The following is a 24,640-nucleotide window of genomic DNA, read 5'->3' as shown; positions in this document are numbered from 1 at the left end:
ATACAAACATTGGTTTGTTTTCTTGTTTTTTTGAAAAGCGATTTTTCGTTTTTATACGCAATTATTTAAAATTACCTTTGCCGCATGATAGTATTAGACGGGAAAATTGCGGCACAGGCCGTAAAAGACAAACTGAAAGCGCAGGTTGCAAACTTTACAGCAAATGGGCATCGCCCTCCGAAACTGGCAGCAATTTTAGTAGGCAGCAATGGCGCCAGCGAAACTTATGTAGCTAGCAAGGTAAAAAATTGTGCAGAAACAGGCTTTGAATCGTTACTCATTCGTCTCGATGCATCAGTTGATGAAGCAACCTTATTACAAACCATTGAAAAGTTGAACCATGACCATACAGTAGATGGCATTTTGGTGCAATTACCTCTCCCCAAACATATTAGCGAACAAAAAGTAATTGAAACCATTCATCCTGCTAAAGATGTAGATGGTTTTCACCCGGTTAATGCAGGTAAGTTAGTACAGGGATTACCCGGTTTTATACCAGCCACCCCATATGGCATTATGCTGTTGTTAGAACATTTTCATATACAAACCAAAGGCAAACATGCAGTTGTGATGGGGCGCAGCAATATTGTAGGGCGCCCTATGAGTATTTTACTCAGCAGTAATATTCCTTATGGCAATTGCACTGTAACCATTGCCCATTCACAAACACAAAATTTGAAAGCCATTTGTTTGCAGGCCGATATTTTGGTAGCTGCACTTGGCAAACCCGAATTTGTTACTGCCGATATGGTAAAATCCGGTGCCATTGTAATTGATGTAGGTATTACCAGAGTGGAAGATGCTACTGCAAAAAAAGGTTTTCGTATTAAAGGCGATGTTGCCTTTAATGAAGTAGCACCTAAAACAACCGCCATTACACCGGTACCCGGGGGTGTTGGATTAATGACCATTGCAGGCTTATTAACCAATACCCTGCAAGCTTATTTAAACAATGTAACAGCATAAAAAAAAGTACTTATTCAAAAAATTATTATTTAATAAAGTAACTCAATTGCAACAAACAATGCAACAATTGCCGGTTATGGAAAGTTTTTATACCCTTCAGGGAGAAGGGTATTACCAGGGGCATGCCGCTTATTTTATTCGTTTGGGCGGTTGTGATGTGGGTTGTGTTTGGTGCGATGTAAAGGAAAGTTGGGATGCCGCCAAACATCCGCTATACACCATTGATGCCATTGTGCAAAAAGCAGTAGAAGAGGTAACCAAGCAGGCTGGCGCCGTACATAATGCGCTTTGTGTTGTAACCGGTGGTGAACCTTTATTACATCCTTTAGATGCACTAACTACTGCATTGCAAAATGTCGGTTTTGTAACCAATATTGAAACTTCAGGCTCATCGCCCCTAAGCGGCAACTGGAACTGGATATGCCTTTCACCCAAAAAATTCAAAGCACCCCTACCCGAAATTGTGTCTTTGGCCAGTGAGTTGAAAGTGGTGATTTTTAATCAGCATGATTTTAAATGGGCCGAAACCTATGCCCGGCAAACCAACCCCAATTGTAAACTATACCTACAGCCAGAATGGGATAAAGCTGCTACCGTTACACCCTTGATTATTGAATACATTCAACAACATCCCCAATGGGAACTTAGTCTGCAATTGCACAAATACATTCACGTTCCCTGATTTGAACAAGATAATTTCATAACATATCCGATCTTCCCTTTTCGTGAACAGAAAACCGCATCCGGATATCATATTGCACAATCTGTGTACGGTTTTTAGTATCTTTCATTTGCATAAAAAATACAAATATCCCAATGAAATTTTGCTTCCTCTATATTACCTGCCTACTTGCTGCTGAACTTCCTGCGCAAACATACCATCCTGCAAACAGCAGCCGTTCCATTCGTGAGGAATACAATAAAGCCATGCAATATTTAAACGATGGATATGTTAAAGATGCCATTCCTGTTTTACACAAAGTATTGGAAAAAGATTCTACCTTTTTAGATGCCTGGCTTTCATTGGCTGGTGTATATGGCGAATTAAAAAATTATCCATTGGCTATACAATACTATGAAAAAGTAAAAAATGCAGATAGTGTTTACTTTCTTCCCTACAATCTGCCCTACTCTATTAATTTAGCGGGTTTAGGCCGTTTTAATGATGCAGCCAATGCTATTGATGCATTTCTGGCCATTCCAGATTTAAATGAACGAAGCCGAAAAAGCGGCCTTTATCGGCAACAATGTTATGCATTTGCCATTCAATATGCAAAGGAACATCCAATGAATAACGTAACCGCCTTTGCCCCGAAGAATTTAGGCGACAGTGTTAACTCACCGCAATCAGAATATTACCCTACCTTAACCATTGATGACAGCCTGCTCATATTTACACGAAGAGGCGATGGCGTTTCTGAAAACTTTTATCAAAGCGTAATGCGCAATAAAAAATTTTCAAAAGCCGAATTAGTAAAAGGTGATATTAATATTGAACCTTACAAAGGCGCCATTACCGTTTCAGCAAATGGCGACTGGCTTATTTTTGCAGGTAATTTTAAAAATGGCTTTGGCAATTTTGATCTGTATATTTCTTACTGGACACCACAAGGCTGGAGTGAACCCGAGAACCTTGGCCCCAATGTAAACTCGGAATATTGGGATAGTTCACCGGCATTGAGTCCCGATAATCATATTTTATACTTCAGCAGTAATCGCCCCGGTGGTTATGGAGGAAGAGATTTGTACCAATGTATTCGCCAACCCAATGGACAATGGGGACCGGCTACCAACATGGGTCCGGCCATTAACTCTGCCGGTGATGATGCTTACCCATATATTCATGCCGATAATCAAACTTTTTACTATACCAGCGATGGTTTACCCGGCTATGGGGGTACCGATTTATTTATCATGCGTAAAGATAGTACCGGACACTGGGGCAAACCCAAAAATGCAGGCTACCCCATCAATACGATTGAAAACGAAGGAAGCATCACCATCAATTCGTTAGGCACCACCGGTTATTTTGCCAGCGACAGAAGCGATAGCCGTGGCGGATTGGATTTATATTCGTTCACCATTTCTCCTCATATTAAACCCTTAAAAACCCTGTTTGTAAAAGGTGCAGTATTAGATGCGGTTACGCAAAAAGGCATTCCCTGTTCTATTGAACTGATAGATAACCATAGCGGCAAACCGGCCATGCAAATAAAAGTGGATGAATTGGGCAAATACTTTGTACCGCTTCCGGTAGGCCGCAATTATACTTTCGTAGTGAACAGAAAAGGTTATTTACTGTACAGCGAATTGTTTAACATGCAACAACACCATGCAGATAGCACCTATCAAAAAAATATTTCATTGCAACCCATTACCAAAAATGCCGGCTTCACCTTCAAAAACATTCAGTTCAACATCAACTCTTACGAGTTGTTACCACAAGATGCCATTGAATTGAATAAAGTGATTGATTTTTTAAACGACAATCTATCGGTTGCCATTGAAGTGCAAGGGTATACCGACAATACCGGTAAAGAAACCGATAATATTACGCTTTCAACCTTACGAGCCAAGGCAGTTGCCAATTATTTGGCCATACATGGAATTGATTACAGAAGATTGTCGTACAAAGGTTATGGTTCAGCCAATCCTATTGCCGACAATACCACTGAAGCAGGCAGAATGAAAAACCGGAGAACCACATTTATTATTACCGGCATGTAATTATACTCAATCATTTAGTAAAAAGAAATTATATTAGTTATTCAAAACAATATTGCTTTTATGTTAGATGAACTGGTTTATGAAATTGCCTTAACACAGGTACAGGGCATTGGGGCTGTGCAGGGCAAACAATTGATAGAGCATTTTGGCAATGCACAACAGGTTTTCAAATCATCAAAAAAAGAATTGGCACATGTTGAAGGAATTGGCGAAATAAGAGCAAAAGCAATTAAAGGCTTTAAAGATTTTGAGCAGGCAAACCAGGAAATTGAATTTTGCCAAAAACACCATATTCAAATATTAACCTTGTGGAACCCTGCCTATCCGCAGCGTTTAATGCATTGCTATGATGCGCCATCTGTATTATTTTACAGAGGCAACGCCGATTTAAATCACAGCAAAGTCATTAGCATCATTGGTACCCGCCTGCATACCGAATACGGAAAAAATATAACAGAACAAATTGTGGCTGAACTGCAACCGTATCAGGTATTAATTACCAGTGGATTAGCATTTGGTATTGATAGTATTGCACATCGTGCAGCACTGCAACAGCAATTGCCCACCGTTGGTGTGCTGGCACATGGTTTAAGTTCAATCTATCCAAAACAACACAAATCATTGGCAAAAGAAATGTTGCAGCTGGGCGGTTTACTAACTGAGTTTGGCTGTACAGTAATTGCAGATAAACACAACTTTCCCAAACGAAACCGTATTGTTGCAGGCATGAGTGATGCCACTATTGTTATAGAAACTGCAACTAAAGGCGGCAGTATGATCACCGCGGAACTGGCCTACACTTACAATCGGGATGTATTTGCAGTACCGGGAAAAATAACTGATAATAAAAGCAGTGGCTGCCTAAAATTAATTCAACAAAACAAAGCCATTATTTTTACAAGTGCCGCACAATTGCTGGATGAATTGGGTTGGCAAACCAAAAAAATAAAAGCACCCGCACAAAGAAGTTTATTTATTGATTTAACGGAGGAAGAAAAAATTTTAGTAAGCCTTCTACAGCAAAAAGATACGCTACCCATTGATGCGTTATACCTGCATAGTGGCTTAAGCAGTAGCAGTGTTGCAGCAGCCATACTCAATTTAGAATTACAAAATGTCATTACAGCATTACCGGGGAAAATGTATCGTTTAAATTAATCATACCATACTCTCCTATATTTTTATCCATTCAAATTTGTATCGTAATAGCATGGTACCCTATCTTTGCACATGGCAACACAAAAAAACTCCGGCAATTCCGTCCCGGCTTCCCGCCTGTTTGGCGAAGGTTTAACTTTCGATGATGTTTTATTAATGCCTGCATACAGCCAGGTACTACCTCGTGAAGTTGATATTTCCAGTCATTTAACCAAAGAAATTATACTCAATGTACCTATGCTTTCCGCAGCAATGGATACAGTTACAGAAGCTAATTTAGCTATTGCACTGGCTCGTGAAGGCGGATTGGGCATTCTACACAAAAACATGAGTATAGAAAAGCAGGCTGAACAGGTACGCAAGGTAAAACGCAGTGAAAGCGGGATGATTATTGACCCGGTTACATTGCTGGTAGATGCCACCATTGGCGATGCCTTAAAGCTAATGAAAGAAAATAAAATTGGAGGTATTCCTATCGTAAATAATCAGCAAAAATTAGTGGGTATATTAACGAACCGTGATTTGCGTTTTGAAAAAGACAACACCAGAAAGGTTGCAGAAGTAATGACCAAAGAAAATCTGATTACCGCACCGGAAGGAACCGATCTAAAAAAAGCTGCTACTATTTTACGCAACTATAAAATTGAAAAATTACCCGTTGTAAACAAACTGGGGAAATTAGTTGGCTTAATTACGTACCGCGATATATTGCAATTAACCAATAACCCCAATGCAGTGAAAGACGGCTATGGCAGATTGCTGGTTGGGGCCGCTTTAGGCATTACCAAAGATGTATTGGAACGTGCAGAGGCATTAATACTGGTGGGCGTTGACGTAGTTACATTAGACAGTGCACATGGACATAGCAAAGGTGTAATTGAAGCGTTAAAAAGTCTTCGTAAAAATTTTAAACATTTACAAATTATTGCAGGCAATGTTGGTACCGCCGAAGGTGCCGAAGCATTAGCCGATGCCGGCGCCGATTGTGTAAAAGTAGGAATTGGGCCCGGCTCTATTTGCACAACAAGAATTGTAGCCGGAGCAGGTGTGCCACAATTAACCGCCATTATGGAAGTAAGCCGGGCACTAAAAGCAAAGGGTATACCGTGTATTGCCGATGGAGGCATTCGTTATACCGGCGATATGGTAAAAGCACTGGCTGCCGGTGCCAATACAGTGATGATGGGCAGTGTATTTGCAGGTGTGGAAGAAAGCCCTGGCGATACCATTATATACGAAGGCCGTAAATTTAAAGAATACCGAGGTATGGGCAGTCTTGCTGCCATGAGCCAGGGCAGCGGCGACCGCTATTTTCAGGATGTGGAAGATGATATTAAAAAATTTGTTCCCGAAGGCATTGAAGGGAGAGTGGCTTATAAAGGCAATCTAAGTGAAATTGTTTACCAGTTTGTAGGTGGTTTAAGAGCAGGAATGGGTTATTGCGGCGCAGCCAATATTAAGGCCTTACAAAATGCCACTTTCATCAAAATTACCAATGCCGGTATGAAGGAAAGCCATGCACACGATATTGATATTACCAAGGAAGCACCCAACTATAGCAGAAAATAATTGTATGTACCCGGCTAATGGTACTACTATAATGCTTCTGTTGCGTCGCACACTTGTACTGCAACAATACAACGCATCAAAGCCTCTTTAAAAAAGGGGCTTTCTTATTTAAAATATTTTTTGTTAGTTTTCATGAACACCTGTCTGGTCATCTAATTTCAGCTTCATTACAACGGCAATGTTATAGGCTCTTTGCTTGGCTAATTCGGCTTTCTCACCTTCAAACAAACTATCTGTAACTGAAAAAAATAAATCAAGCCAACGTTTAAAATGTTTGTTTTCAATCATTTTTTTTTGATGAATTTTTCTATGCTTTTGCAATGGGTTTCCTAAATAACCACCGGTATAAAACAAAGCATTTTCCCAAAATAAATATTGGCGTTCCAAATGTTTCTGCCATTGTGCTTCCAATAAAGCAGCAAAATAGGGCCACAACAGGGCATCCTTTTTTACTGCTGCATAAAAAGTATTGACCAGCAGTTCAATATCATTTCTATTTTCAATATCTTTTTTCATGAAAAAATATCAGTAACAATACAATTAATGATTTGTTTTGCTATTCAAAATTTCGGTGCATATTTTCCCGGCAACTTCCATTTTATAAATCCTTTCGCTTAAATTTTCTTAAAGAAAAACCAATCGGCAATACTATCCACAAAAGCATCACCAGTAAAGTGGATATAATACCTGTTGTAGTTCCAAAAAAATTCTGAAAAATAGCACCGGTGTAACCCATTAGCGCCGAAATATCCATTTTGAGCAGAATTAATATTCTGCCCATATCCACCGGATTCAAAGCGCTTAAAACCAACATTAAGTTTTCTAAAGGATAATCGGAAAATTGAAATAAAATAAATAAAATCAACCCATCAAATAATAAAGAGAAATACAACCACAATAATACTGCAATACCAATACCCTTGGCTTTATCGCGGGTATGCACCGCAGCCAATAAAGCAATGGCCACAAATATGGTAGTTAACAATAAACCCACCCCTACCAATATTAAACCGGTAGCAGTAAAAGAGTAAAGTAAAACCGGTATACCAATACCTATAAAAAATGCAAGTGTTAATGCCAGTGCTATACCACTGAATAAACTTAACCAGATATGTTTTCGTTGTAATGGCTGACTAACCAATAACTCTACAAATTCAGCACTATTGTAAATATAAATGGTTGAGAAAATAATACACACCAACGGTACCACTATTAATACAATATTCAATAAACTCAACAAGCCTTTGGTTGTATTGTCTTCTAAATTAAAAACACTCATACCAATAGCCAGTAAAAAAATAGTATAAGCAATCACTATTTTATTACGCAGAATATCTGCAATAACATATTTTATAATTTTTATCATGGTTAAATGGTTCTTTCAATCATTAAATATTCCTTATTTATTTTTCATAATAAAAGCAATGGCTCTTGACAATTTTGTTTCACCAGTATCTTTTTGTAGATTTTGCAAAGATTTGTGAAACAACAAGTTCCCATCCTGCATGTAAATAACCTGTGTAACCAAATCATCCAACTCACTTAAAATATGAGAAGTAATGATGATTAATTTGCCGCGCTCTTTTTCTTTTACAATTTTTTCTTTCAATATTTCAGAAGCTATGGGGTCTAAACCGGCAGTAGGCTCATCCAGAATTAACACATCCGGATTAAATAAAAAAGCCAGTGCAGCACTAACCCTTTGTGTGGTTCCCCCTGAAAGGGTACGCATCCGTTTCTCCATGATGCCAGGTAATCCAAATGAGTGTAACAGTTCTTCATCTAATGGCTCGTGCTGTTCTGCTTTACGTATATCTTTCATCATGGTAAATACATGTCGGATGGTCATATTTTCCGGATATCGACCAATTTGCGGCATATAGCCAATATGTCTGCGGTATTGCCAATTGTGTAAAATGTTTAGTCCGTTAAATGTTATAAAACCACTATCAGGAACTACCATACCCAATATGCTTTTTACTAAAGTAGTTTTACCACTGCCATTTGGGCCAATTAATGCAATGCATTCGCCTTTATTACAGTTTACCGATACATTGCTTAATACCGTAAGCCTGCCGAATTTTTTAGTAACATTGGTTGCAATAATCATAATCGTAAAGGTTTCATATATGGAAATTTGTCCACTAAATTTTCAGGCGTTAAACTGGGTAAAATTTTCTCTGTTTTATCGAAAAGTGTGGCCATAAAACTTCTAAACAAAATCATTGCCGTAGGATTTTCAGCAACAATCATTGAAAACATACTTACCGGATGATAGGGAACATCGCCAACACCATCTTTATTCAAATCGTACCCTTCATATTTATCCCAATAATTTTTGTTAAAAGTATTTTCAACCAACGAGCCATTGGTAGCAATGTCGAAACTGTTGGCTAAAAAATTATTATGCTTAATGGTATTTTGAATACTGTTAGCCTGAATTTTAACAGCCCATCCATTTTTTATGAATGTATTTTTTTCAACCAACACACGGGTGGCACCTTCAAAAAAAATAGCAGTGGTATTCCTTAGAAAAGTGTTTCCGGAAATATGGCTATCGGTAATTTCTTTTAAAAAAATACCATAACAGCCATCGCCCCAATTATCTTCAAATACATTATTAAACATCTTAACACCATGTGTAAACATTACAGAAACACCGGCACTATTATTTTGAAATATATTGGCGATATAGGCATCATTGTGCGAAAACATAAAATGCAACCCGTATCTCGAATTTTTGATTGACCGATTTTTCCAAATCAGCGAATTGGTTACAAACTCAAAATAAATACCATCACGATGGCCGGTTACCGCATTACCAATAATGCTTAAGCTGTCACATTTCCAGCAATGAATACCGTTGCCACTTTGCTGATCGGTTTTAGCATAAGCAGTTAAACGATTATTTTTTATGGTACAATTAGTAGCACCCTGTAAATAAATCCCAAAAAAAGTATCTTCTAATACATTATTTTCAATATTAATATTTTTTACATCGTAAATTTTAATACCTGCAATATCAATAAGGCTGGATGTGCCGGAGTGTATTAATTTAAATCCTTTTATGGTTACCCCATTAGCCCTTACTGAAATCATCTGGTATGTATGTTCTCCATCAATAACCGGATAATTTTTGCCCAATAAAACAAGCGACTTTTCGATAATAATATTTTTTTCTTTATAAATACCCGGAGCCACCCAAACAGTATCGCCATTTTTTGCTGCGGTTACAGCCTGTTGTATACTAACATATGCATGGCCCTTGCCAACATAAATGATTGCAGCATGAATGGGGATACAATACACACACCACATGAAGCCTATGCACAATAAAAAAGATTTCATGTTTTATAAAATATTACAAAAAAATTCAGGTAACATGCTTTGGCCTTTCTATATTTCAAGGTTTGGGAATAGCTATCATTTCATTCCATTCCATTACAGTACCTGTATATTTTTCAAGGGCCTGTTTAGCATCAGCAACATTGTTGAAGGCAGCAATATCCCCATTCATGGGGCTATGCAATTGATCACTTTTAATTAAAACAGTATTTTCAGCAGGAATGAGTTGATGGCCATTTTCAAAATTTACAAAATAAATTTTCCCATTTTCGGTTTCGGCGGTATGATCATGTATAAAAGTAACAATACAATGCACATCATCAAACTTATATATCTTTCCTTTTCGGGTAATTAATTCAGCACCAAAGCGATTATCGCTGTAGGGCATTTTACAATAACTGCACATATCCGTTCCAACAACTAATGGAGTAGGTTTTGTATTGCAAGAAAAAAATAAAAAAGCCATTGTAGCAACCATAGTGGTAGCGGGCTGACGAAGAGTTTTAGCTATTTTTTTTACATCCATCCATTCTTTAATATTAACACCCAACAACAATAAACCCACGCCTACAAAAAGCCATCCGCCCAAGTCGGGAATTGAATACGCACCAAAATTCAGCAACTGTTTAAACCCAATGAATGGTGGTTGATAAGCCATACCCGGCACAATAATCGGCGCTTCCGGATTGAGGTTGTGGCCATAATTGTATTCCCATCTCCAAAAATCAAACATCGCAACAATGCCAAATAATACAAATAAAACAATCAATGTTTGCACCATCCATCTTTTTCCAAAAAAAGCAGCAATAAAAAACAAAACAGCAAAACCAACTATAATACCCGGCAGCATAGAAAATTCAAAAAAATCTTCAGTCCGTAAATGTTTCATTCCAATATAATGGTTTAAACCATTAATGATATCAAGATTACCGCCCAAATGATTGGGATAAATAAACATACTTAATCCTTCCGGATATTGTGGTGCCGATAAATCGATACGCCACATGGGCACTTTTACTATGATTAATAATGCAATACCGCCTATTGTCAGAAGAATACGACTAATTTTTGAGATATGGAAATGATTGGCCATGATAAAAAATTTAAAGAAATAAACTACCGGAATCGTGATATATTCCGGTAGTTGGCTTTAGAATAGGGGTGAGATTATTTATCGAGCAAAGGGGGTGCCGTTGCAGCATCAGGAATATTTTTACCTGTGCTAAAAGTAAGCGACACGTTGCTATTTGCAGGAGAAACTCTTACATAACCCTGCATTTCCTGATGCAGTACGCTGCAAAAATCGGTGCAATAAAATGGATATATACCGGGTTTTTCAGGACTCCATTTATAGGTTTGTGTTTCACCGGGCATAACCAGTAATTCAGCATTATTAGGCACACCTTTAATGGCAAAACCATGCGGTAGATCCCAATCCTGCTCCAGGTTGGTAACATGCCAGTATACCTCATCTCCCACTTTTATACCTTCAATATTATCGGGTGAAAAATGTGAACGAATTTGCGTGATATAAATATCTACACGCTTGCCATTACGCACCACTTTTGAATCAGCTTCACCTTTTGTTACATAAGGATTTTGATTTTTATTGATATCGAAATATTTTACTGATTTATCTCTGATGAGTGAAGCGGCTACCGCTTGTGCATAGTGTGGCTCACCAACGGTAGGAAAATCGAGTAGTAATTTCATTTTATCTCCACTAATATCAAACAACTGCGCTGCCTGTGCCAGTTCGGGACCTGTTGGCAAATACCTGTCTTTAGTAATTTTATTATATACAATTACATATTTACCATTTGGTTTTTTGGTATCCCCACCTGGAATACATAAGTGGCCGGGTGAGTAATAAGTAGGTTCTCTGTCAATTACTTTTAAATCTTTAATATTCCATTTTACAATTTCTGAAGAAACAAACATGGTGGTAATAGCATTACCTCTTCCATCAAACTCTGTGTGCAATGGGCCTAAACCTGGTTTTTTAACTTCACCATACAATGCAGCTTCATATTCAATTACCGGAATGCCATCATAATCACCAATAAATTTTTTATTGGTAATAGCTTGTTGAATTTTATCGAAACTAAATACCGGAATTAATGCGGCTAATTTGCCACTACCAACAATATATTCACCTGAAGGGTCTACATCACACCCGTGTGGCGATTTAGGACAGGGAATAAAATAACAAACATCTTTCAAATCTTTAGCATCTAACACCAGTACTTGTTTTTCAATAGTAGAAGTGGCCATGTGTTTGTTTTCATCATACACATTGTGTGCATATTGAACTGCTTCTGTTTTGCCTTTACCTTGTTTGGCATATTCTTCTAATTTTTTCCAGTTTACTGCCAAAATAAAATCTTTATCGCGTTGTGATGCATTCACTTCTAATAGTGTATTGGCTTGCTCGGTATTATAGCAGGAGAAGAAAAACCAGTCGTGCGATTTATTTTTTCCGGCATGACTCAAATCAAAATCAACCGGAGGTACCTGCAATTGAAATGCCAGATTCATATTGCCGGAATTTTTATCTACACTAATAAAACTAATGGATGCTTTAAAATTTTTGCGGTATGAATTAATGGGCACATCTCCATTATCATTATCCATCGGTACTGCAAAGCGGGTACCTGCTACCACATACTCGGTATTTTCTGTAATAAACGGTGAGGAGTGGTTACCTGCACTATTGGGCAATTCCAAAATTTCAGCAGTTTTGAATGTAGTTAAATCAACTCTTGCTACACGAGGGGTATTATTGGCATTGGCAAAAATCCAGCGACCATCTATTTCGCCATTGGTTTGCGATAATTCCAAATGGTGCTGATCATCCCAAGGTACAAAACCATGCGATGTATTGAGCATGGGTTTGGTTTCTTCACTATAACCATATCCGTTTTCAGGAAAAACAGAAAAAATGGGTACAATTTTCAGTAAGCGGCCCGAAGGTAATCCGTAAACGCTTAACTGGCCATTGAAACCACCGGATACAAAGTTGTAAAACTCATCGTATTTTCCCGGTGCTACATATACACTTTGTGCAGCATCGCCACTTACGGCATCACTGGTATTTTTGGGTTTGCAGGAAAAAAGACCGCCCATTACAAGCAGAGATATCCATGCATAGTTAAAAAAGTTATTCTTTTTCATATTTGTTAAATTTTATAAATGAAAATTGGGTTATTTTACACCATCATTTTTACGCATAAACTCATACACTTCTCTGGCTTCCTGATCAGTTAAATGTTGGTTAGGCATACGTACCAGACAAATTTCAAGCATGGCTTGTGCTTTGGGATCTTTTGTTAGCATATCATCTGTATTGGTAACAAAATTCATAATCCACTCCGGTGTATGGCGTTGTGTAACACCTTTCCAACCGGGACCAACTAACTTTTCATCGGTTAGTTTATGGCAGGCACTGCATTTAACGGTGTACACTTTATTGCCTGCTTCTGCCATCGCTGCATCAAGCGTTGAATTCACCTCCACATGGGTGAATTTGCCCTCTCCCCTGTTGGGATCGTAAGATGGATTGCTACTTGAAGCCGTTTCTGAAGTGACAGCACTGCCGGAAGTATTTGCAGTTGTTTCATTTTTTTCGCCTGAATTGCTGCAGGCAACCATCAATAATCCAAAAATGCTTAAAATAATCAGCTTTTTCATGTTAATTTTAAATTTAAATTGTATTGTTTAGTTAAGTGTTGAAAGAACGGGATGTAACAAACTTTTTATTTTTTTTCATTGTTGTCCGACTAAAATTGTAAAATAATGGTCCAAACCCTTTACAGAAACATATTTCAGCCGATTTCAAAAGATGGGGTACTACCTCCAATTTTGAAACAATCATTTTTTAGCCTGTAATCATTTACAACAAAGGATTACAGCGATTTTTTAGTTAAGTTTTGTCGGACAATAATGATTTTTTTCAACACAAGATTACAAAGCGTGATGGCACCGTTTTATGCGTAGAATCATATTGCATTTATCAACCCGAATTGCAGGAAAAACGATAATTGCAGATTTTTATTAAAACCCTTTGTACATCAATATTTCAGCAGATGCTTCGATTGAACAATTCAAAAAAACATGACGAAAATCATGTGCCCAACTGCTTAATATCATATTTAGGGCACAGTGTGGCATCTAAATTTATACTTCACCAGAATCAACATACCATGATAGATGCAGACTTATTACTTTCTTTTGGGGCTACCTACAAAAAAACAGCAGCCAATGAAGTGATTTTTCGTGAAGGAGATGAATGTCATTTTTATTATCAATTAGTTGAAGGTTCTGTAAGATGGATCAATATCAATGAGGAAGGAAAAGAATTTATTCAGGATATGATTGAACCCGGCGAACCCATTGGTGAACTGTCGTTATTTGATGAGGGACCATACGCTGCCACTGCAGTTTCGAATAAAGAAAGTATTATTTTAAGATTACAAAAACATCATTTTCACCAATTAATAAAAGAAGAACCGGAAATTCATTTTATGTTTTCGAAATTATTAGCCAAAAGATTAAGATTTAAATTCTTAATGTCGAAAGAACTGGCGAATAACAAACCAGAAGAAAAAATATGCAGCCTGTTAACTTACTTCAAAAACAATAAAAAATTTTTTTGTCCCAAATGCAATATGGTACAACTAACCCGCCAGCAAATAGCCGATATGACAGGCCTTCGCGTAGAAACGGTTATCAGAAGTATTCGCCAATTACAGGATAAAGGAAAATTGGCCATAGCAAAAGGAAAAGTATATTTCTGATAATGTGCCTGTAAACAAACATTTTATTTACAACAATCATGAATGTTTAAAATATTTTATACTTTGGTATGATTGAAATCATATCGGCACACAAAATGCTGTTTTTACTTTGCAACGCTATGAAAGATGCCACACAAAAATGGATATCCGTTAGTTTGTTCAACTTATTGATTGTAGCCATCATCGGCGTAACGCTTCGGTATAAGATTGCTTACGCACTGCCTGTTGTAAATCAAAAATATTTATTACATGCCCACTCGCATTTTGCATTTACAGGCTGGGTTAGTATGGCATTAATGACGTTATTGGTGCAATATTTAGCCCATCATCAAAACCTGCATGCTTTTAAAAAATACAAACCGGTTTTATGGGCTAATTTAATGGCTGCTTATGGCATGTTGTTTACTTTCCCTTTTGAAGGGTATGCTGCAGCTTCTGTCACTTTCTCTACCCTTTCTATTATAGTAAGCTATGTTTTTGCAGTTTTATATTGGAAGGATGTAAAAAAAATTCAGTGGTATAGTACCACACACGCCTATTTTAAAGCTGCGGTTTTATTCAATGCACTTTCTTCTATTGGTGTTTTTGCCTTAGCCTATATGATGGCTACCCAACATATTGAACAGAACAATTATTTGGCTTCTGTATATTTTTTTCTCCACTTTCAATATAATGGATGGTTTTTATTTGCCTGTTTGGGTTTATGGAATCATTTATTAGAGCAAAGTGGCATGAATACAGAAAAATTAAAATGGTTATTTTATCTTTTTGCGGGTTCCTGTATACCAGATTATTTTCTGTCAGCACCATGGATACCCATTCCAACCATCGTTTATTGGCTGGTGGTAGCCGCTGCATTTGCCCAGGTAATTGCCTGGATAATGATGCTACAAATTATACTGCAAAACAAAAAACAACTCTTAACACAGATGCCACAGTTTACAAAAATTGTATTATTTCTGGTAGCCATTGCATTTAGCATAAAGTTGTTGTTGCAATTAGGTTCAGCCATTCCTGCATTAAGCACTTTAACTTATGGCTTTAGGCCAATTGTTATTGGCTATTTGCATTTGGTTTTGTTGGGGGTAATTTCCTTGTACATTATTGCGCATTGTTTGGTTTCAGAAATAATCATACTCACTCCGGGTATCAAAAAAGGTATGATTGTATTTATTGCCGGTATTTTACTCAATGAATTGCTATTGATGATAGAAGGAATTGCAGATTTATCTTACCACGCTGTTCCATATACGAATGAAGCATTGCTTTTTGCTGCGCTGGTATTAATGGCCGGAATTTTTGGGTTAAATTTTAAAAACAAAATTACATACTGACTTTAATCATAGTTTGTACTTTCTTACCGTTGTAGCTTTGCAAAAAAAGCTATGGAAAACATTTTGTCAGAACCACTTTTTTCCATTGTAGCACAATCGCCGGCAACAGGTGCAGTACTGGAAAAATTTCATGTTGACTATTGTCATCTGAGCAAAAAAACATTGGCCGAGGTTTGTGCTATCCAACAAATACCTGCTTCCGTAATAGCAAATGCTATTCAAAAAGTATTGGCATTCAAGCCAAATAACAACAGCAGCGATTTGAGCCAGCTTTCATTAACAGAACTTATCAATTATATTCTCAATAATTACCACGCCTATTTAAAAATACAGTTACCCGTGTTATTGGGGCAATTAGAAAAAGTAGCCAATAAACATGGTGAAAAATTCCCATTTTTATTAGATGTGTTTTTCTTTTTTGAGATGTGGAAAGATGAAATTTCTGCACATTTAATTTATGAAGAATCAAAGCTATTTCCGGCCATTACAGCTTTGGAAAAAAAACAACCAACAGACAATCAGGAAAATACCATGTCAGAATTAGATAAATTATTGCGCATCTTAGAAAAAGAACATGACCATTCTGATGATTTAATGGAAAAAATAAAAACGCTTACGCAAAATTTTACTGCACCTCCGCAAGCCTGTAAAACTTTTCAGCTCAGTTTCATCGCATTAAAAGATTTGTATCAAAATTTAGAGGAGCACCTGCAAATTGAAAACAACCTGTTGATTCCTAAAGCAAAAAAACTTGCATTACTCTGACGCACGAACCACAACTAAAAATAATGACCACTTAACTTAAAAAAACAGGCACTTTCAAAAAAAAACCGAACTTTCGAGCGAAAAAATATATTTTGTTTGAAAAAGAGTCAACTGTTTTTTTTAAGTATTGCAAGTGGCCTGCTGTTGGTAGCATCATGGCCGGTATCGCCCTTCACCTTTTGTATATTTTTTGCCTTTGTGCCTTTGCTTTGGATAGCAGCTTCTACCACTAAAATCCGTAGTTTTATAGGTTATGCATTTTTGAGCCTGTTGATATGGAATGTGGGTACCACCTGGTGGATTTGGAACTCGACCGATGTAGGCAGTATTGCTGCCATGATAGCCAATTCAATATTAATGTGCGTTCCTTTATGGGGCTATTTTAAACTGCGTTCTAAAACCAGTGAATTATTTGGTAGCATTGCATTCATAGTTTACTGGATGCTGTTTGAATGGATTCATTTAAACTGGCAATTAAGCTGGCCCTGGTTAACGCTCGGCAATGTGTTTGCTACCCATCCCAATTGGGTGCAATGGTATTCAGTTACCGGCGTTAGCGGTGGAACTTTATGGATTCTATTGGTCAATATTTTGTTGTTTCAACTGTTACAAAAACACCAAACCAGTCAACGCATTTCCAAACCATTAGCAGGCATTTTTTTGGCCATTTTGCTGCTACCGTTTATGATTGGATACCTATCTATCCCCACCATAAAAGCAGCTAATACGAGTACCAATGTGGTAATTGTGCAACCCAATATTGACCCCTATCAAAAATTTGAAACATTATCAACCCAAACACAAATAGAGCGTTTAATTCATTTATCAGATTCGGCCATGAATCAACAAACAACATTGCTTATATGGCCCGAAACTGCGTTGCCCGAACCGGTGGTTCAGAATGAATTGAATAATAGCCCTGTTTATCAACCGGTATTTCAGTTTATTCAGCAACATCCCAACATAACTTTATTAACCGGTTTAGAAAGCTATGTTTTGTACAGATTTGAAAAAGCTACCCCCACAGCACATGCCATGCCCAATGGGCAATATTACGATGCATTTAACAGCGCAGTTGCCATACAGGCAGGTAGGCCTAACCAGTTTTACAATAAAAGTAAATTGGTACCCGGTGTAGAATCATTACCTACATTTTTAAATTTCATGGGCCCGGTTTTTGAAAAATTTGGAGGAACCACCGGTGGATATGGCCGCGATACGGCTGCCGTGGTTTTTTCTGAGACCAACAATCCCTACAAAATGGCACCTATTATTTGTTATGAAAGTATATATGGTGCTTATGTGGCAGAATATGTAAAAAAAGGCGCCAATTTATTAACTATTATCACCAATGATGGCTGGTGGGGCAATACACCCGGTCATTTACAGCATTTAGCCTATGCCCGTTTAAGAGCTATAGAAACCAGAAAATTTGTAGCCCGTAGTGCCAATACCGGAATTAGTGCAGTGATTGACCCATCGGGCAAAATTTTAACCCGAACAGATTACAACAAAGCTGCGGTAATTAAATTCAATATTCCTATTCCTGCTGCATCCGGTAGTACCTTGTATGTAAAATGGGGCGATTGGTTATACAAACTGGCGGCATTTGCAGCGTTATTGGTAATTTTATATCAATTGTTTAAATGTTGGCAATTGAAGATAAAAAGGTAATTGTATGATGGAAAGATATTGCAACTACAAAAACGGTAAACTGGCCTATCACAAAGTTGGGGCCGGACCTGTGGTACTCTTAATACATGGATTTGGAGAAGATGCATCTATTTGGAATGCACAAGTTGCTTTTTTAAAAAATAATTTTACTGTAATTACACCATCTATTCCCGGAACGGGCAATACCGATATGTTACAACCGCAAACAGGAAAAGATGCTGTTGAAATGGAAGATTATGCGCAGGCCATCAAAAAAATAATTGAGGAAGAAAATATCACCCATTTTGTAATGTTGGGGCATAGTTTAGGGGGCTATATTACATTAGCATTTGCTGCATTGTATCCGGAACAGTTAAAAGGTTTTGGACTCATTCATTCAACCGCATTTGCAGACAATGCTGAAAAAAAAGAAACCCGTTTAAAAGGCATCCGGGTAATGGAAGAATATGGTGCCTATGCTTTTATCAAAACTACCATCCCTAATTTATTTGCCGCACGTTTTAAGGCAGCACATCCCGAAAAAATAGATCTATTAATAGAACAGGCAAAAAACAGCAATACACAGGCATGTCAGCAATATTATGAAGCTATGCGTTTGCGGCCAGACAGAACCAATGTCTTAAAAAATGCAGGTTGCCCGGTTTTGTTTATTATGGGTACAGAAGATAAAGCTGCACCTATTGAAGATGTATTACAACAATCACATTTGCCCAACTGTTCTTATGTGTATATTCTTCCTGAAACAGGCCACATGGGCATGTGGGAGGAAACAGAAAAAGTAAATCAGCATATCAACAGTTTTTTAAAATCAGTATATAACACGCTTGCCGATGCATAAGAAGCAGTGAATAGAGCATAAAACTTTATACCGTTTGAAAAAGATTTTATTGATAATTATAATATTGATGGCAGTTGCACATCTGGCACGGGCCAGGCATGTAGCCGGTGGTGAATTATTTTATAAATATTTAGGTCCTGGTACAACACCCGGCACCAATAGCTATCAGGTTACTTTGCGTTTATTTAGAGACTGTGCTTCAACGGGACCATTATTGCAATCGGAAATTGTAATAGTAGGATTTTATGATGGAACCACATTGGTAAAATCATTGGGCCTGCCTTTAACCGGCGGCATCACAACCATTCAGTTAAATACAGCTAATTTTCCCTGTCTGGTGGGCAATGTAAGCGTGTGTTATCAAATTGCATTATATACCAACACAATTGATTTACCGATTAATGCCAACGGTTATACACTTTCCAGAATGGGTTGCTGCCGTATTGATAATATCTCAAACCTTACCAATAACAATGTAGGTAGCGATTATGTAACTTTTTTGCCAGGCACCAATACCCTGCCCGTTGGCCACAATAGCAGCCCTGAATACAAAATAAAAGATACAACATTGGTTTGCGCCAACAAAAAATTCAATTTGGATTTTAGTGCCGTGGACCCCGATAATGATTCGTTAAGTTACTCTTTTTGCGATGCTTATTCGGCACCCAATACCGGGCAAAATCAGGCACCACCACAATTTTTAACCTTAACGCCTGTACCTTATGGTGGCGGTTATAGTGGCACTATGCCATTGGGCAATCAGGTAACCATTGACCCTGTAACGGGCATTATTAGTGGTATTGCACCTCCGGCCGGACAATATGTAGTGAATGTTTGCATTGCTGAATTCAGGAATGGTCAACAAATTGGGTATCATAGAAAAGATTTTATTTTAAAAGTACAATCCTGCGATATTATTGAAGCCGACTTACCATCCAGCATTGTAAATTGCAAAGATTATACTGTTTATTTCGAGAACCAGTCCACGTCTTCTTCCATACTTTCCTATAAATGGACGGTTGGTGACCCTGCCAATCCATCGTTTTCAGCCAATACACCTACACTTCAATACACTTATCCCGATACAGGCAGATATGTGGCCCATTTAACAGTTACCGGACCTAATGATTGTGTAGGTACCGACAGTACTATTGTAATGGTATATCCGGGATATAAAGCTGATTTTAGTGTACAGGGCGATTGTTATTTAAGGCCATTTCAATTCACTGATAAAAGTAAGGCCAAATACGGTACCGTTAGTAAATGGCAATGGAATTTTGGCGACCCAAATTCAAATGCGGCAACATCAAAACAACAAAATCCTTCTTATACATATTCAGCACCGGGAACAGTAAATGTTACACTTATTTCACAAAGTGATAAAGGTTGTATTGACACTGCCAAACAATCAGTAATTATATATAGTAATCCGCCATTGCAGTTACCTTTTCGCGATACGTTGATTTGCAGTATTGATACCCTTCAACTACAATCGGCCAGCATTGGCGCTTATAGTTGGGTACCTAATTATAACATCATTAATCCAACTACAAACAATCCGTTTGTTTATCCAAAATCAACCACTACTTATCAGGTAACCGTTAATAATAATGGTTGTGTGAGTAAAGACAGCATTCGCGTTCGTGTATTAGATTCTATTAACGTACAGGTAATATCCGATACAACAGTTTGTTTAAGTGATACATTTCGTTTATATCCGGTAAGTGAAGCATTGGGTTATGAATGGACTCCTGCAACAGGCATTGATAATCCTAAAATAAAAAGCCCTTTATTTCAACCTTCAGTTTCTACCAACTACCGGCTCATCGCCAATTTAGGTAAATGCAGGGATACGGCTTACACACGTGTTGTTGCCGATCCATATCCTCAAGCCAATGCCGGAACTGACGTAGGCATTTGTTTTGGAGGGCGAACACAGCTGAACGCAACTACCAATGCCTCCGCATTTGAATGGACGCCCAATAAAAATATACTATACAGCAATACCTTGCAACCCATTGTTGCACCGGGCAATACTACTCCTTATACACTCACCGTTCGTTATGATACCGGCTGTATTAAACCGGTTACAGATACTATTTTAGTTACAGTCTATACTCCGGTTAAAGTAAATGCCGGCAATGATACGGCAGTAGTAGTAAACCAGCCTTTGCAATTAATGGCTACCAGTAATTATGATAGTGATAGTACCGGCATTATAGTACAATATGCCTGGATTCCGACCAGCTATTTAAGTAATCCTAACATTCCCAACCCTATTGCAACCTTTAACGGAATTACAGATTCTATTCAATATACCGTAATGGCAACCACCAGTGCAAGATGCACCGGTGCTGATAAACTTTGGGTTCGAGTTTTTAGAACCGGCCCCGATATTTTTATACCAACTGCTTTTACCCCCAACCATGATAATAAAAATGATATACTGAAACCCATTCCCGTTGGTATAACCGATTTACGATATTTTAGCATTTATAATAGATGGGGGCAACTTATTTTTACCACAAATCAAATTGGGGAAGGTTGGGATGGCACTTATAATGGCAGCATGCAGCCGGCAGGTACGTATGTTTATACCGCAGAGGGAATAGATTTTACAGGTAAAAAAATTTATAAAAAGGGAACAGTGGTACTCATCAGATAAGCAGCATTATCAAATGCAAATACATCTTTGTACATATAAAAAACCAATATCCGCTTGAAAAATAAAATACTGATTCTATTCACCTAATTGTTGATGCAGAAGTTGATATGCTGAAATATTTATTCATAAGTTTTTTATTACTCTTTCTGGTTCAAAATGCAAATGCCGTGCATATTGCAGCAGGTGAATTAAGCTATTTATACCAGGGTGCTGGCTCCTCACCCAACACGGCTAAATATTTAATTACCATGCGTTTGTTCAGAGAGTGCAATGCTCCCGCAAATTCAGCACCCTTGAATGAAGAAAATGTAACGGTTGGCATTTATGATAAAGCAACTGCCACCTATATTACCTCTATCAAACTGGCACAGCAATTTGCTGGCAATCCACCCACAATTCAAAACACACAAGGCATCAATCCCTGCTTAACCGGTAATCCGGTGGCTTGTTATCAGGTAGGTACTTATAGCAGCACCATAGAATTACCAATTAATACAGGAGGCTATACCCTTTCATGGGTTCGTTATTCAAGAGCAGTGGTTCAAAATGTAGCAGGCAGCAGTGTTGGCGCTACCTTTACTGCCGAAATTCCCGGCACACAGCAATTACCTGTAGGCACCAACAGCAGCCCTGTTTTTACCATTAGTGATACGACCATTGTATGTAAAAACACAGGATTTACTTTCAATTACTCAGCTTCTGATCCTGATGGAGATTCATTGGCCTATAAATTTGCGCCGGCATACGACGGTACACCCGGTAATTACACTGTAAGCACTAATCCCGATCCTGATCCCAGCCTTATTCCCACTTTACAACCCGTTTTAGTAAATTATATAGCACCTTACTCGGGGTTTAGTCCATTGGGTAGCGGTGTTACTATTGACGTTCACACCGGTTTAATTTCAGGTATTGCACCACCGGCAGGAAAATATGTTGTATGTGTAATTGTAGAAGAATGGCGTAATAGCGTTTTATTAGACCATCACCGAAAAGATTTTATATTAACGATTGGGGATTGTTCGATAAATGGCGCCAGCCTCAATCCGAAATACATTAACTGCAACAATTTTACATTTAACTTTTTTAATGAGAGTACCAATCCAAACATACAGTCGTATGCCTGGAAATTTGGCGATTTAAAAAATCCGTTGAAAGATACTTCAACAAGTCCAAAACCCACTTATACTTATTCAGATGCCGGAACTTTTGTATTGAAATTAAAAGTAACCGCAACCGGCGGTTGCGAAGATTCTGCAACTGCTCAGGTATCTGTTTTTCCCGGATTCAAAGCCGATTTTTCTGTTTCTGGTAGTTGTATTTTAAATCCTTATCAGTTTAAAGATGCAAGTACTACCAAATATGGAATCATAAACGGCTGGCAATGGAACTTTGGAGATGCCAACACAACATCAGATACGTCTTCCCAACAAAATCCAACATACACTTATGCTTCCACCGGAACTAAAAAGGTTTTCTTCACGGTATATAGTTCAAAAGGTTGTACCGATACGCTTTCTAAATTCATTGCCGTTCCTGATAAACCTTTCTTAAGTTTACCTTTTCATGATACACTGATTTGCAGCATAGATACCTTACCATTAATAGCCAACAGTCCCGGCAGTAGTTTTCAATGGACGAGTATGCAGGCACCGGGTAGTATTATCAATGCTACTGCGCCCAACCCACAGGTACATCCAAAAGACACGGCAATTTATGTGGTAACTGTAAATAATAATGGCTGTATTAATAAAGATTCTATACAGGTAAATGTATTACAGTACATTACCATTAATGCCGGCCCCGATACCAGCATTTGTAAAACCGATACCTTACAGTTTAACCCTGTAAGTTATGCACTCAGTTATAAATGGACAAGCACTAACGGTATACCCATTGCGCCGGTTAAGAATCCAAAAGTAGCACCACTTACTAACACTACTTATTATGTGCAAGCCAACTTAGGCAAATGCCCTGCTTATGATACGGTTAACATACAGGTATTTTCGTACCCAACCGTTCAGGCTTCGGGCAATGCTATTATTTGTTTTGGCAATAGAACCCAATTAAACGGCAATACCAATGCAGATAATTTTAGCTGGTCGCCGATAAACACGCTGCTCAATGCCAATACATTACAACCCATTGCAGGCCCTAACCAAACTACCCATTATGTTTTAACCGGGCAAAATAACAGTGGTTGTATTAAACCGGTAACAGATACTGTATTGGTAAAAGTGGTACAGCCCATACAAATTAATGTGGGAAATGATACTTCAGTAGTACTCAATCAACCTCTGCAATTACAGGCTTTATTAGCAGATAGCAGTCATTTTGCATACAACTGGACACCATCAGTCTATCTCAATAACTCGGCTATTTCGCATCCTGTTGCCACCATTACAAGCCCGGTTAACGAAATAAGATTTACGGTAAGAGCTACTGATTCCATTTCAGGTTGTTTTGGTGAAAACAGTTTATGGGTCAAGGTATATAATTCAGGGCCTGATATATTGGTACCCAAAGCCTTTACACCCAATGGCGATGGAAAAAACGATATTATGCGACCCATATTGTTAGGGATCAGTCGCTTAGATTTTTTTAGTATTTATAACCGTTGGGGGCAACTAATTTACACCACTTCACAACCCAATGCAGGATGGGATGGCACCATGAATGGAACTGCACAACCCAGTGGGGCTTATGTGTTCATCGCAAAAGGAATGGATTATTTAGGCAATACCATTTCAAAAAATGGCACAGTCATATTAATCAGGTAATTTTGCAATCACTTTTACATTGT

General features: G+C 37.9%; 19 protein-coding genes. 12 read left to right on the top strand and 7 right to left on the bottom strand.

Annotated elements, in window-relative coordinates; all coding sequences use genetic code 11:
* The first annotated feature begins 84 nt into the window (after positions 1-84).
* From AC3QLY_RS07705 to guaB, 5 genes are all read left to right on the top strand, one after another.
* A complete protein-coding gene (locus tag AC3QLY_RS07705; protein ID WP_074420090.1) occupies positions 85-966 on the top strand; it encodes a bifunctional 5,10-methylenetetrahydrofolate dehydrogenase/5,10-methenyltetrahydrofolate cyclohydrolase in 882 nt (293 codons plus the stop codon).
* Between the two features lie 76 nt (positions 967-1,042).
* Positions 1,043-1,648: a 7-carboxy-7-deazaguanine synthase QueE gene (locus tag AC3QLY_RS07700; RefSeq protein WP_081301291.1), complete on the top strand. Its 606-nt coding sequence runs from the start codon at positions 1,043-1,045 to the stop codon at positions 1,646-1,648.
* A gap of 134 nt (positions 1,649-1,782) precedes the next feature.
* Positions 1,783-3,693: an OmpA family protein gene (locus AC3QLY_RS07695; RefSeq protein WP_074420088.1), complete on the top strand. Its 1,911-nt coding sequence runs from the start codon at positions 1,783-1,785 to the stop codon at positions 3,691-3,693.
* Positions 3,694-3,753: 60 nt separating this feature from the next.
* Complete coding sequence (gene dprA, locus AC3QLY_RS07690) at positions 3,754-4,851, top strand: DNA-processing protein DprA (RefSeq protein ID WP_074420087.1); 1,098 nt, start codon at positions 3,754-3,756, stop codon at positions 4,849-4,851.
* A 72-nt stretch (positions 4,852-4,923) separates the two neighbouring features.
* Positions 4,924-6,420 (top strand): IMP dehydrogenase, encoded by a 1,497-nt coding sequence (gene guaB, locus AC3QLY_RS07685; RefSeq protein WP_074418524.1) that lies wholly within the window; start codon positions 4,924-4,926, stop codon positions 6,418-6,420.
* A gap of 123 nt (positions 6,421-6,543) precedes the next feature.
* On the opposite strand, the gene AC3QLY_RS07680 is transcribed toward guaB, so the two are convergent.
* From AC3QLY_RS07680 to AC3QLY_RS07650, 7 genes are all read right to left on the bottom strand, one after another.
* Entirely contained in the window at positions 6,544-6,936 is a 393-nt protein-coding gene (locus AC3QLY_RS07680) for a group III truncated hemoglobin (RefSeq protein WP_074418523.1), read from the bottom strand.
* Positions 6,937-7,018: 82 nt separating this feature from the next.
* On the bottom strand, positions 7,019-7,786 hold the full coding sequence (locus AC3QLY_RS07675; protein WP_074419657.1) for an ABC transporter permease subunit: 768 nt from the start codon (positions 7,784-7,786) through the stop codon (positions 7,019-7,021).
* 33 nt (positions 7,787-7,819) lie between these two features.
* Entirely contained in the window at positions 7,820-8,530 is a 711-nt protein-coding gene (locus tag AC3QLY_RS07670; RefSeq protein WP_074420086.1) for an ABC transporter ATP-binding protein, read from the bottom strand.
* Positions 8,527-9,768 carry a nitrous oxide reductase family maturation protein NosD gene (locus AC3QLY_RS07665; RefSeq protein ID WP_074418520.1) on the bottom strand — a complete coding sequence of 414 codons (1,242 nt, stop codon included), beginning with the start codon at positions 9,766-9,768 and terminating at the stop codon, positions 8,527-8,529. The genes AC3QLY_RS07670 and AC3QLY_RS07665 overlap by 4 nt, the downstream gene beginning before the upstream one ends.
* A 55-nt stretch (positions 9,769-9,823) precedes the next feature.
* Positions 9,824-10,858, bottom strand: coding sequence for a nitrous oxide reductase accessory protein NosL (locus AC3QLY_RS07660; RefSeq protein WP_074420085.1), 1,035 nt, complete (start codon positions 10,856-10,858; stop codon positions 9,824-9,826).
* A 74-nt stretch (positions 10,859-10,932) separates the two neighbouring features.
* Entirely contained in the window at positions 10,933-12,939 is a 2,007-nt protein-coding gene (gene nosZ / locus AC3QLY_RS07655) for a Sec-dependent nitrous-oxide reductase (protein ID WP_492991209.1), read from the bottom strand.
* Between the two features lie 30 nt (positions 12,940-12,969).
* On the bottom strand, positions 12,970-13,455 hold the full coding sequence (locus tag AC3QLY_RS07650) for a c-type cytochrome (RefSeq protein WP_492991207.1): 486 nt from the start codon (positions 13,453-13,455) through the stop codon (positions 12,970-12,972).
* Between the two features lie 512 nt (positions 13,456-13,967).
* Here AC3QLY_RS07650 and AC3QLY_RS07645 point away from each other — a divergent pair.
* The 7 genes from AC3QLY_RS07645 (at position 13,968) to AC3QLY_RS07615 (ending at position 24,617) form a co-directional block, all read left to right on the top strand.
* A complete protein-coding gene (locus AC3QLY_RS07645; protein WP_074420096.1) occupies positions 13,968-14,561 on the top strand; it encodes a Crp/Fnr family transcriptional regulator in 594 nt (197 codons plus the stop codon).
* Between the two features lie 68 nt (positions 14,562-14,629).
* Positions 14,630-15,895 carry a hypothetical protein gene (locus AC3QLY_RS07640; RefSeq protein ID WP_492991205.1) on the top strand — a complete coding sequence of 422 codons (1,266 nt, stop codon included), beginning with the start codon at positions 14,630-14,632 and terminating at the stop codon, positions 15,893-15,895.
* Positions 15,896-15,946: 51 nt separating this feature from the next.
* Positions 15,947-16,660 carry a hemerythrin domain-containing protein gene (locus tag AC3QLY_RS07635; RefSeq protein ID WP_068240990.1) on the top strand — a complete coding sequence of 238 codons (714 nt, stop codon included), beginning with the start codon at positions 15,947-15,949 and terminating at the stop codon, positions 16,658-16,660.
* Positions 16,661-16,756: 96 nt separating this feature from the next.
* Positions 16,757-18,334, top strand: a complete 1,578-nt coding sequence (lnt, locus tag AC3QLY_RS07630; protein ID WP_492991203.1) for an apolipoprotein N-acyltransferase — start codon at positions 16,757-16,759, stop codon at positions 18,332-18,334.
* A gap of 4 nt (positions 18,335-18,338) precedes the next feature.
* The gene (locus AC3QLY_RS07625; protein WP_492991201.1) at positions 18,339-19,172 is read left to right on the top strand and encodes an alpha/beta fold hydrolase; all 834 of its coding nucleotides are present in this window, start codon (positions 18,339-18,341) and stop codon (positions 19,170-19,172) included.
* Positions 19,173-19,206: 34 nt separating this feature from the next.
* A complete protein-coding gene (locus AC3QLY_RS07620) occupies positions 19,207-21,837 on the top strand; it encodes a PKD domain-containing protein (protein WP_492991200.1) in 2,631 nt (876 codons plus the stop codon).
* A gap of 107 nt (positions 21,838-21,944) precedes the next feature.
* Entirely contained in the window at positions 21,945-24,617 is a 2,673-nt protein-coding gene (locus tag AC3QLY_RS07615) for a PKD domain-containing protein (protein ID WP_492991199.1), read from the top strand.
* Positions 24,618-24,640 lie beyond the last annotated feature (23 nt).

It is taken from the genome of Hydrotalea sp. GW822-HT8A01 (assembly GCF_058798575.1).
Note: the sequence above shows the minus strand (reverse complement) of the source record. Positions and strands in the feature narration are given on the sequence as shown.